At 66.6% G+C, this 11,006-nt stretch carries 6 protein-coding genes and 5 pseudogenes; 8 read left to right on the top strand and 3 right to left on the bottom strand.

The window, feature by feature from the left end; all coding sequences use genetic code 11:
• Positions 1 to 290: pseudogene (locus tag UK82_RS30210) on the top strand (transposase); the annotation flags it as partial.
• Between the two features lie 77 nt (positions 291 to 367).
• A pseudogene (locus UK82_RS41135) lies at positions 368 to 1,878 on the top strand (ATP-binding protein); the annotation flags it as partial.
• Positions 1,879 to 3,589: 1,711 nt separating this feature from the next.
• Here UK82_RS41135 and UK82_RS32280 read toward each other — a convergent pair.
• Together UK82_RS32280 and UK82_RS30200 are read right to left on the bottom strand one after the other, a co-directional pair.
• Positions 3,590 to 4,447 (bottom strand): ABC transporter permease, encoded by an 858-nt coding sequence (locus UK82_RS32280; protein ID WP_082122353.1) that lies wholly within the window; start codon positions 4,445 to 4,447, stop codon positions 3,590 to 3,592.
• Positions 4,444 to 5,511: a daunorubicin resistance protein DrrA family ABC transporter ATP-binding protein gene (locus tag UK82_RS30200; RefSeq protein ID WP_044888562.1), complete on the bottom strand. Its 1,068-nt coding sequence runs from the start codon at positions 5,509 to 5,511 to the stop codon at positions 4,444 to 4,446. Before UK82_RS30200 ends, UK82_RS32280 begins: the two co-directional genes overlap by 4 nt.
• Positions 5,512 to 6,234: 723 nt before the next feature.
• On the opposite strand from UK82_RS30200, the gene UK82_RS32275 reads away from it, so the two are divergent.
• The 6 genes and pseudogenes from UK82_RS32275 to UK82_RS43650 all read left to right on the top strand — a co-directional run.
• Positions 6,235 to 6,837 (top strand): trans-aconitate 2-methyltransferase, encoded by a 603-nt coding sequence (locus tag UK82_RS32275; RefSeq protein WP_082122354.1) that lies wholly within the window; start codon positions 6,235 to 6,237, stop codon positions 6,835 to 6,837.
• A 998-nt stretch (positions 6,838 to 7,835) separates the two neighbouring features.
• Positions 7,836 to 8,174 (top strand): effector-associated domain EAD1-containing protein, encoded by a 339-nt coding sequence (locus UK82_RS43665; RefSeq protein WP_396230180.1) that lies wholly within the window; start codon positions 7,836 to 7,838, stop codon positions 8,172 to 8,174.
• Positions 8,175 to 8,558: 384 nt separating this feature from the next.
• A complete protein-coding gene (locus tag UK82_RS30195) occupies positions 8,559 to 9,158 on the top strand; it encodes an HD family hydrolase (protein ID WP_055410828.1) in 600 nt (199 codons plus the stop codon).
• Positions 9,142 to 9,674, top strand: a pseudogene (locus UK82_RS43660) (YqcI/YcgG family protein); the annotation flags it as partial. The gene UK82_RS30195 and the pseudogene UK82_RS43660, both read left to right, overlap by 17 nt.
• Positions 9,675 to 9,822: 148 nt before the next feature.
• Positions 9,823 to 9,964, top strand: a pseudogene (locus UK82_RS43655) (shikimate kinase); the annotation flags it as partial.
• A gap of 1 nt (position 9,965) precedes the next feature.
• The coding region (locus tag UK82_RS43650; RefSeq protein ID WP_396230690.1) for a hypothetical protein at positions 9,966 to 10,404 on the top strand (439 nt) is incomplete at its 5' end.
• Between the two features lie 296 nt (positions 10,405 to 10,700).
• On the opposite strand, the pseudogene UK82_RS30185 reads toward UK82_RS43650, so the two are convergent.
• A pseudogene (locus tag UK82_RS30185) lies at positions 10,701 to 11,006 on the bottom strand (IS701 family transposase); the annotation flags it as partial.

The raw sequence follows: 11,006 nt of genomic DNA, 5'->3' as shown, positions 1-11,006 counted from the left end.
CCCCCACGCCGAGCGGGTGGTGCTGGTCATGGACAACCTCAATACCCACGGCATCGCCTCGCTCTACGAGGCCTTCGACCCCGCCGTCGCGTTCGCTCTCGCCGGGCGCCTCGAGATCCACCACACCCCCAAACACGGCTCCTGGCTCAACATCGCCGAGATCGAACTGGCCGCACTGACCCGCCAATGCCTCGACCGCCGCATCGACGACCTCGACGTGCTCAACACCGAACTCGCCGCCTGGCAGACAGCCGTCAACGCCGACCAGCGCCAAGTCCACTGGCACTTCANCACCGCCGACGCCCGCACCAAACTCCGCCACCTATACCCCAAACATTAGTGGCGACGGTCTACTAGACTGATCAGCGTGGTCGTGAGCCTCACCCTCCTGGACGGGGTGCGCTGGGAGGGCGTCCCGGTGACGGGCGAGCGGCCGCAGGCGCTGCTGGCGGCGTTGGCGTCCGAACAGGGGCGGTCGGTGCGGTCTCGGCGACTGGTCGAGATGATCTGGTGTGACGAGCCGTTGGCCAACCCGATCAAGGGGCTGCAGGTGGTCGTCTCCCGGACCAGGGCGGCCTGCGGCGCCGACGCGGTGGTGCGTGACGGCGACGGCTACCGACTCGGCCTCGCGCCGGTGCAGGTCGACAGCTGCCTGCTCGGCGAGTTGGTGGCCGAGGCCGCCGGACTCGTCGCGGCTGATCCGCAGGCCGCCGCCGAGCGGGCCCGCGAGGCGCTCGAGCTCGGCGCGTCGCTGCCGCCGGTGCCCGCGGACGATCGGGGGACGCTCGCCGACGTCCGCCGGGCGGCCGGCCGCGACCTGGCAGCGGCGCGGCTGCTGCTGGCCCGGGTCGCGAGCCGGACGGGCCGGCACGCCGAGGCCCTCCCGCTGCTGGAGGCGGCCCACGCGGGGCGGCCCGACGACGAGGGCCTGCTGGCCGACCTGCTGCGCAGCGAGGCCGCGGTGCGCGGGCCCGGGGCGGCCCTGCACCGCTTCGAGGGCTACCGCCGGGACCTGCGGGAGCGGCTGGGCACCAGCCCCGGGGAGATCCTCTCCCGCGTCCAGCGCGAGCTGCTCGCCCTCGACCGGCCCGTCCGCGATGGGATCCGGTACGACGCCACCGCCCTGCTGGGCCGCCAGCACGACGTCGACCGGCTGCGGGCACTGCTGGACCGGTCCCGGGTGGTGTCGATCGTCGGGCCGGGGGGTCTCGGCAAGACTCGCCTGGCGTACCTGCTCGCCCGGGACAGCCCGCTACCGGTGGTGCATGTCGTCCAACTCGTCGGGGTGACGGCGCCCGAGGACCTGCTCGGCGAGATCGGTGCCGCGCTCGGGGTCCGCGACTCGATCGGCGACCGCCGGGTGCTGACCCCGACGCAGCGCGCCGACCTGCGCACCCGCATCGCCGCGCGGCTCGCCCGGGGGCCGAGCCTGTTGCTGCTGGACAACTGCGAACACCTTGTCGTCGAGGTCGCCGAGCTCGTCGCCTTCCTCGTCACGGCCACCGCCGACCTGCGGGTGCTCACGACGAGCCGGGCCCCGCTGGCGATCAGCGCCGAACGGGTCTACCTGCTCGGGGAACTGGCCCGCGCCGACGCGATCGAGCTGTTCTGCCAGCGCGCCGCCGCCGCCCGCCCCACCGTCCGGCTCGACCGTGCGGTGATCGGCCGGATCGTCGACCGGCTCGACGGGCTGCCGCTGGCGATCGAGCTGGCGGCGGCCCGGGTCCGGGCGATGTCGGTGGAGGACGTCGACCGACGGCTGGCGGACCGGTTCACCCTGCTGCGCGGTGGGGATCGGGGCGCGCCGGATCGCCATCGCACGCTGCTCGCGGTCATCGACTGGTCGTGGAACCTGCTGGCGGAGCCGGAGCGGCGCTCNCTGCGCCGGCTGGCGCTCTTCCCCGACGGCTTCACCCTCGCCGCGGCGGAGGAGGTCCTCGCCGCCCCCGGCCCCGCCGACGCGGGAGCGGACCGCGATCCCGTCGACACGGTGCAGAACCTCGTCGACCAGTCCTTGCTGAGCGTGCGCGAGTCGGCCGACGGCGTGCGCTACCGGATGTTGGAGACGGTGCGGGAGTTCGGTCGGCTACGGCTGGCCCAGTCCGGCGAGCAGGCATCGGCGCGGCGGGCCCAGCGGAACTGGGCGGTCGGCCACGCGATCCGACACGGCGGAGAGCTGTCCAGCGAGCGGCAGTTCGCGGCGATCGACGCGATCGCGGCCGAGGAGACGAACCTCGCCGACGAGCTGCGGACCGCGCTGGCCGGCGGCGACGCCGAGACGGTCGTGCGGCTGGTGACGGTGCTCGAACAGTTCTGGACGATCCGCGGCGAGCACGTCCGGATGATGACGCTGATCGACGCGGTCACCACGATGCTGTCCGACTGGACACCGCCGCCCGAGTTGGTCCCGGTGGCGCTGGCCGCCGTCACCGCTGCGGCGAGAACCGCGATCTTCATGGGTGACGGGGTTCTCTCGTCGCCGGTCCGCGACCTGCTCGCACGGCTGGACCCGGAGGTGGCGGGCGATCCGTCGCTGGCCGGTGCGACCCGGGTCCTGCTCGCCCTCGCCCCGGCGACGCCGGCCGCGGAGATCGAGACGCGGCTCGCGCGGCTGGCGGATGCTCCCGATCGGCACACCGCCCTGCACGCGCTGGTGTGGCTGACCCACCAGCGGGAGAACTCCGGCGACGTGCGGGCCTCGGCCGCGACCGCCACCCGAGCGCTGGCACTCGCCGGGCCGGCGGACGGGCCGTGGCTGACGGCCCTGTTGCACACCCGGCTTGCCGAACTGAGGATGCAGCTCGGGGATCTGCCGGCCGCCCGTGCCCACGCCCGGGCGGCCCTGCCGGTCCTGGAGCGGCTCGGTGCCCACGACGATGTCGCGCAGCTACGGGCGCTGCTGGCGCTCGACGCGATCAACGAGGGCCGACTCGACGCCGCCGAGCAGCACCTCGCCGGAATCGGCGCGCCCAGCGCCACGCTGCAAGGCGGCCCGATGATGGCGGCGGTGGGCCGCGCGGAGCTCGCCCTCGCCCGCGGCGACACGGCCGGCGGCCTGCGCCGCTACCTGGACGCGGCGCAGGCGCTGCGGGCGATGCGGTGGCCCGGCGTCGCACCGACCGGCGTCGAGCCCTGGGCCCTCGTCGGGGACGCGGTGGCGCTGGCCGCGTTCACCTGGCACGCGACCGCCGACGACGACCTCGCCACCGGCCATGAGCTGTTCTGCTCCGGTCTGCTGCGGTGCGTCGGCGCGGTCCGGCGCGGCGACGCCGCGATCGACTATCCGGCCTGCGGGACGCTGTTGTTCGCGCTCGGGGCCTGGGGCCTTCGCGACGCCCGGCCGACCGGGACGACGGTGGGCGAGGCGGTGGAGCTGCTCGCGCTGGCGCAACGATTCTCCTATGTCGCGACGATCCCGTCGCTGGGATGGGCGCGGGTCGAGGCGCTCGCCGAGCGCCGGGCGCCCGGGGCGCTCCCGGCGGCCCGGGCGGCCGACGACGAGCGGCGCCCGGCGGAGCTGCTCGACGAGGCGTGCCTCCTCGTCGAGCGGCTGGCCGCACGGCTCGACGACGTAGCGCCGGGCCACGGGTCACAGGTGCCGCTTGTAGCGGGCGACCGACAGCGGCATGAAGATCACCACCACGACGAGCCCGGTGAGCAGCGTCCAGCCCACCTGCGCGGTGAGCACGCCGTTGTTGGCCAGGTCCCGGCTGGCGGAGACGAGATGTGACACCGGGTTGACCTTGGTGAAGGTCTCCAGCCAGCCCGGCATCGTCCTCGACGGCACGAACGCGTTGGACAGGAAGGTCAGCGGAAAAAGGATCATCATCGAGATCCCCTGCACGCCGCGGGCGCTGCGGGCGACCGTGCCGATCCAGGTGAACGCCCACGCGATCGCCCAGCCGGTGAGGACCGCCAGCAGGATCGCCCCGAGCACGCCGAGTACCCCGCCGCCGGGCCGGTAGCCGAGGATCAGGCCCATCAGGTAGGTCAGGCTCGCCCCGATCAGGTACCGGACCAGGTCGGCGACCATCGGGCCGGCCAGTGGGGCGACCCGGGACATCGGCAGCGACCGGAACCGGTCGAAGACCCCCTTGTCCATGTCCTCCCGCAACTGCGTCCCGGTGGCCATGCAGGTGGTGAGCACGGTCTGGGCGACGATGCCGGGGATCAGCAGCGGCAGGTAGCTGTGGACGTCACCGGAGATCGCGCCGCCGAACACGTAGGCGAACATCGCGGTGAACAGCAGCGGCTGCAGCGCGACGTCGAAGAACTGTTCCGGGTTGCGGCGCATCTTCTTCAACGCCCGCCACGCCATCGCGAGGGTCTGGGCGAGGGTGTCCCCCAGACCGGGCCGGGCCCGCGTGCGGGCGACGGCGGCCGCCGGATCAGCCGGGGCCGGTCGCGGGCGGCGCACGGCGGTCGGCTCGGCGAGAACGGTGTTCATCGGACCCTCTCCGTGGTGGTGTCGACGAGGCTGGGCGTGTCCTGACCGGGGACGGCTCCGGCCGGCCCGTCGGCGTCGGCCGGCCCGTCGGCATCGGCCGGACCGTCGGCATCGGGACCGGCCGCGGTGCCGTGGCCGGTGAGGGCGAAGAAGACCTCGTCGAGGGTCGGCTTGGCGACGCTGACCGAGGCGATCGAGACAGCGGCCTCGCGCAGCGCGATCAGCACGTCGGCGGCCCGGTCGGCGACGTCGAGCGGAACGTTCAGCCGGCCGGACTCGGGGGTGGTGACCGGCTCCTCGCCGAGCACGCGGCGCACCACCGCGCGGGCGAGCGCCTGATCGGCTCCGGGGGCGAGCTGAAGTTGCAGGGTCGAGTCGCCGACCTGGGTCTTGAGCTCGTCCGGCGTGCCCTCGGCGACCTTGCGGCCGTGGTCGATCACGCAGACCCGGTCGGCGAGCTGGTCGGCCTCGTCCAGGTACTGCGTGGTGAGCAGGACGGTGCAGCCGTCGTCGACGAGCTCGCGGATGGTGTCCCACATCTGGCCGCGGGTGCGCGGGTCGAGGCCGGTCGTCGGTTCGTCCAGGAAGATCAGCGGCGGCCGGGTGATGAGGGAGGCGGCGAGGTCGAGGCGGCGGCGCATCCCACCGGAGAACGCCGAGATCCGCCGCTCGGCGGCCTCCCCCAGACCGAACTGCTCCAGCAGCCGGCGCGCGGTGGTACGCGCGTCCGCCGAGCGCAGGCCCTGGAGCCGGCCGAACAGCCACAGGTTCTCCGCGGCGGTGAGGTCCTCGTCCACGGAGGCGTACTGGCCGGTCACGCCGATGAGCTGACGGACCCGGTGGGGCTCGGCGGCGACGTCGACGCCGAAGATCTCGGCCCGGCCGCCGTCGATCGGCAGCAGCGTGGCCAGCATCTTCAGCATCGTCGTCTTCCCGGCGCCGTTGGGCCCGAGCACTCCGAAGATCTCGCCGTGGCGCACCTCGAGATCGATCTCGTCGACGGCCCGAAAGTCGCCGAATCTCTTGACCAGGCCGCCGGCCTGGACCGCGGGCATCGCTGTCACACGTCTTCCTTCCACGGGATGCGGGCAAGGGCGGTACTGGTGGAGCGGGTACGGATGAACGAACGTCGGGGCGGGGAGGGGGTTGCTGAGCAGGACGCTAGACAACGGCGGTATCACCGCCCCTACACACCGGTTTCACTCGCTTTCAGACGATGACATCGGCCGATTCGCTCGGCAGACGTCGAGCCAGGAGTGACCGCCGCCGCCCTCCGACAGCGCCATCTCAGTAACGAGAGGATCGTATCGCCGCAGGTCAGCCATCACCGGACGCAATCCGGAAGTACCTGCCTCGCTCCCGACCGCGGTCATCTATCATCGAGGCGACGACAAGACCTCTCGGTGGGCTGCTCGTGGTCAAACCACGCCGCCGCCCACTGACATGGGTCGGTCAATAGCATAAACGTATCGCGCAAGCCGGGGGGGCGTGAGGTGCGGCCAGCATCGCGGGTATCAGAATTCGTACGCCGCATCTGCCGGCGTGACAATCAGTGGTCGGCGACTTTCGATTCGGTCTCGGTTCTCGAACCGGTCTGCAGCAACGCAGCGCCAGACCGCGTGTTTCCCTCGAGTCCACACGGGTGGACCACCGATGCAGCCCAGGCGCTTTTCTCTCCGCCACGACAGCTCTCGGCGGACTACATATCTGACACCGTCCCGCGGCCTCTTCATCTCTGGGATCAGGCATGTCAAGCAGATCCCGTCCGGAACGAATATGTCATTCCTATGCTGTGGCAGGAGATCTCCGAGTCCAAAGCATCTTCGGTGATGGATCTTGGTTGCGGCAGCGGGTATCTAACGAGGCGCCTTCTCGCCCGGAGTTCCGGCCAAATCGTCCGGTGGGTTCTTGTCGATTCCAACCGGGATGCCCTCGCCTTCGCACGCGAGCGCCTCAATGGCGCTTCGAATATCGAGGTAGCTCACGGTGACATAACCCAACCCCAGCCGTCCCGATGGGTAGATCCTGTTGACTTTGCCTTTCTCGCATTTACGCTCCTCGAGGTTCAGGTCGACGCTACCGTTGCCTCCAACATCGAGGCACAACTCGCCCCGTCAGGCACAGTTGTCGTAGTATTGCCCGACGTCCTCACCGACATCTACCAGCTCGGCGACCCGGCCGTCGAAGCTTTAGGGAAGTACATCAAAGGTCAAGTATTCCTCGATAAGATCGACAAGTTCACCGGAAGAAGCTATCCATTTTACGCACAACGGATTGAGAAAATCATATCCGCATTCTTGGATTGCAGCTTTTTCCTGAGCAATATCCGACAGATCGAAACCAGGACTGGTCACAGCATATACTTTCTTCGCTTCCGGCGGAGATCATGAAAGGGGGTCGACCGAGCCTCATTTCAACTGTGACCGGCAGCCCAGTCGAGCGTATCTATATCCACTTTCTCGACTATTATCACGAGGCGCGAGCCAGGAAAAACTTCTCGATCAGCAACGACACAATTTTCAGGGAAGCACTATTCGGATTCAGGATCGCATTGATATTCGCGGATGAGCTGGTAATCCCGGCATCCTCCTACTTCGAGAGCCGGCTCTGTCGCCGCATGCTGCGGCTGCACAGTGGCTTCGTCGAGACCGGCGATATAGCAATTTCCGCCACAGAAACGAGCCTACTCGAACATCGCCAGCAAAAGGAGTCCCAGTATGGCAGCGCATCTCCTACCGGCCTGCAAGCTTCCTACCGGCGGCGCCCCGCCCAGGTACCACCGAGGTACATCAGGCGCACAGGTCGGTCGACGCCCCTTATCCGTCGCCAATGGCTTGGAGCACTCGACGGACCTGATATACGACGGCAACTCGATCCGGAAGGAGAACTGGAGCTTCCAGCGGACGTCGAGGTCCTGTGGTCGCAAGTTCCCGAGCTATTAGCGGGACAGGCTTTCGTACCCGACCACGTCCTGAACATCTTCCAGGTGCGCGGCACCAAGGCCATTACCAGGAACCACTTCGAAGGAATCATTGAGGGTGCCTATACGGCAGGGTATGCACGTTCCCTCGGTGCCGCACTCATGACCGACATGATATATCTAGAAAGCCCGTTCCAGATGCCTGAAGACATAATTAGAATTCCATATCGGAGAATCTCTAGAGCTCTATCGGCGTTGGACCTGAGGTCGCCGCTAATCGCGGCGGAACCACGGGCTCTCATACGAATGCGGTCCCTGCCCACATGGACAGCACTCGCCAACNTCATACTTGATGGTCGACATGAATCGTCGGCGGACGAGACCGCCGCCCAAGAGTGCAGGGAGATTCTTCGGGAAACGTCAACTCCTCGTGTTCAGTTTAACAGCAGTCCGAGGGACTCTTCTCGTATGCGGAGCGGGGGACTGACCGACGAGGAAATCAACGCGCTCGCAGAGGCGTTCAGCACCCCGCTGAACGCGACCCAACTGTTGGAACGGGCGGGCTGGCCACGGTCGAGTCATCCTTTGTGGGGAGTCGGATCCGCCTTGACATTCTGGCGCGAGGTCAGCGCCCAGCTCAAAGCTGGCGTAATAGCCGACGGGTCAGCCCGCGTGCTACGCATGGCCCAGGAGCAGTTCCCTGCAAGCTCGGTGTTCGGGACGATCGGCCGTGGTGCGGAACGCAGGCGGCCGCCGGGTGACAGCGCGGGATCGGGCGACCGTCGCAGTATTAGCCGATCCTCCTGAGGAGATCGCTGCCAGGCGACCTCTTTCGGCGAGGCTCATCGACACTCTCTACCATGGCCGAATCGGTCATAGGATCCACATTGTCACCACGGCGTCGACGCTTGAAAGAACTGCCATAATCAATCACAAGTAGTGTCCTGTTTCAGGATAGACCGGCCCGCAATCGGGTCGCGGCCCGACAAGACTTAAGTGCCGGCGAAATGGAGACATCTGGCGTGGCGAAGGACACCTGGCACCGCGGATGTCGCTATGTTGTGATCTGCGGAATCGCCGATTTCGGCGAGAGATGCAAGAACGATCAATAACTCGGATACGCGTCGGCCAGCGCCGTCGCGCTCGCACGCGCACTGCTCGGGTATGTTCAGACGATACGGGAGGTTGGCCATGGATAGCAGCAGTCGCGATATCGACTTTCTTTATGAAATTGGAACAATGCGGCATATAGTTCGCACCTGGATGCAGTTCGGCGGACTGAACGTCGCCAATGTCGCCGAGCACACGCTGAGGGTCGCCTGGATCTCAAGCGTAATTGCGAAGAGGGAAGGAGCGGACGTTGGGCGATGCGCTCTTCTCGCATTGGCACATGACCTCTGCGAAACTCGCACGGGCGACGTCAACTATCTCACCAGGATGTACGTCGATCGTAATGAGATGTTGGCGATAAAGGACATCTCACAGGGCACCTCTCTCGCGGACGATCTGCTGGATCTATGGGCAGAATACGAGGAGCAGAAGACGCTCGAGTCGCGCATCGTAAAGGATGCAGACAGTCTCGACTGTGACCTCGAACTGTCCGAACTTTCCAGCACCGGAGCCGATATGAGCCAGGCCCTCTGCAAGACCCGAGAGCGCGCCGCCGAAAAACTTCGAACGGAGAGCGGAAGGGCGCTCTATGCAGTCATCGCGGCATCTCACCCACATGCGTGGCATCTCGGCACAAGAAACCGCCTGACCTCGGGCGACTGGCATGAGGGAAGGAGATAAGTTGTACGACGGCTTCTCCGAGGTGTTGCGGAACACTCTCTGCCCGTTCGCGCCCAGCGCCCGAATCTGCTGGGGACCTTCCTGGGATCGCGATCAGACGTTCGAAAGCAACATACATCGAGTCGCAGGCGCGATCGAGGAATTCTGCAGCCGGATAACAGCCGACACGCTCGATGCTCTTGTCGTAGAAGTTTCCTCAGGCCCGCAACTGCTGGATTTCTCTCATGCGTGCGAGATGTTCGCCAAGACGCTCGAGTCACTGAGTGCGCTCGACCCCAACCGAGCCGACTGCCTAACGCGAGACTTCTATTCTCCCTCCTGGCAATTCGAGTTCGCGGGAGTCCGTCTGTTTCTTTCCGTGTTCGCGCCGTGCTACCCCCCGAATAACACGAGACATGTTCACGAGAACGACCGAATGTATCTACTGTTCCAGCCCGACGAGTCGTTCGACCGAGTTCTCGATGGGCGGGATCGCCTGGCCGTGCGACGCAATATTCGGCAGCGTTTCCTGGACGANGGTCGGCCCTACCGCTGGGATGTGATCGATGGTCGGATCGAAGCCCTGATCTACATGTTGCCCACAGGTACCGAGCCCGCCATCAAATGGTGGAAGTAGCATGGCAGCGACAAGCCCTTCAGTGGGCGTTTATCGGAGGAAGAGAATTTGAGTCAGGAAAACTTCGTCCACGCGAGCCCGAAGGCCAGCCTCGTCTTGGTAGGATACTCCGGGTCTGGCAAGTCGACCGTAGCTAGACTCGTCGGCGAGAAGGCCGGATGCCGGGTTATTGAATTCGGCGACGTCATCCNCTCCGAGGCAGTGAGGCAAGGCTCAGTCGAGCCCTTGTGGAGGCTCGGGCAGAGCCTCATCAAAGACCAAGGACCACTCTGGATCGCCGATCAGGTTCTACGGCAGTCTGCACCGGGAAAAACTACGATCTTTGTTGGTGCGCGGTCAGCCCTGGAAGTTGCTCATATTCTTCGATCCATCCCTGCACTTGTGATCGGGATCGATGTTCCGGTAGAGGAACGGATGCGGAGACGGCTCCGTAGAGGGCGCAGTCACGAGAGCCGCGAAGGTCTCGCCGAGCGCGACTCGGTGGAGGCGGCTGGCGGCATCGCGGGCGTGCTTGCCTACGCCTCGGTTCTGGTCGCCTCATCCGGTAGCCCAGATTCGGACGCGCGTGAGGTCTTGAATAAATGGCGTTCCCTGTCCGGATCGGCTGTCGGTGATTTCGCGAAGTCGTAGATCTTGAAGAAGGACCGCGGGCGCCGGTCAGGGTAAGGCGGGCAGTATCCGCAGTCGGGTGAGCGCTACGGTGAGACGGCGGATCATCACAGCATCCTCACTCTGCCAGCCCACCGTCACCGAACGCATCACGGTCCCGTGGAGCACCAAGATGGTCGGACCGAGACCGGGACCAGGAGGGATGCGCGGCGCGGTTCCGCGGAACAAAATGATCATCAGGATATGGTTCTGTGGACGTGCCGCGTACCCTCCACGAGGCCGGCCCCGAAGGACTAGTACTACAGCACCAGTGATCTTTATGTGGCTGCTGCCTGCCGGGCGATGCTTTGGGCAGCGTAGATCCGGGTCTGGTAGTGGTAGTAGCGGGCGCGGGCCTGGTGGCCGCGGCGCCAGTCCGACCACCAGGTGATCATGGCGGGTGGGAGAACGGCTTCGGTGAACAGGGCGAAGACATGGCGGATCTCGTTGAGGGTGAACGGTGTCATCATGCGCCTGTCCGGTTCCGGCTGTTCGGCGACCGGCAGGCCACCGGGGAGATGCTTGTATCCCACGGCGGTCATCGTCGGCGGGACGGCCGGCGGGTTCTGGTCGCGGTGTTTCCT

The organism is Frankia sp. ACN1ag, from assembly GCF_001414035.1.
Classification (GTDB): Bacteria; Actinomycetota; Actinomycetes; order Frankiales; family Frankiaceae; genus Frankia; species Frankia torreyi.
Note: the sequence above shows the minus strand (reverse complement) of the source record. Positions and strands in the feature narration are given on the sequence as shown.

Coding starts and splice junctions, on each gene's coding strand:
- UK82_RS30195 (WP_055410828.1), top strand. CDS start 8,559: ATGGATAGCAGCAGTCGCGATATCGACTTTCTTTATGAAATTGGAACA.
- UK82_RS32275 (WP_082122354.1), top strand. CDS start 6,235: ATGCTGTGGCAGGAGATCTCCGAGTCCAAAGCATCTTCGGTGATGGAT.
- UK82_RS32280 (WP_082122353.1), bottom strand. CDS start 4,447: ATGAACACCGTTCTCGCCGAGCCGACCGCCGTGCGCCGCCCGCGACCG.
- UK82_RS43665 (WP_396230180.1), top strand. CDS start 7,836: ATGCGGAGCGGGGGACTGACCGACGAGGAAATCAACGCGCTCGCAGAG.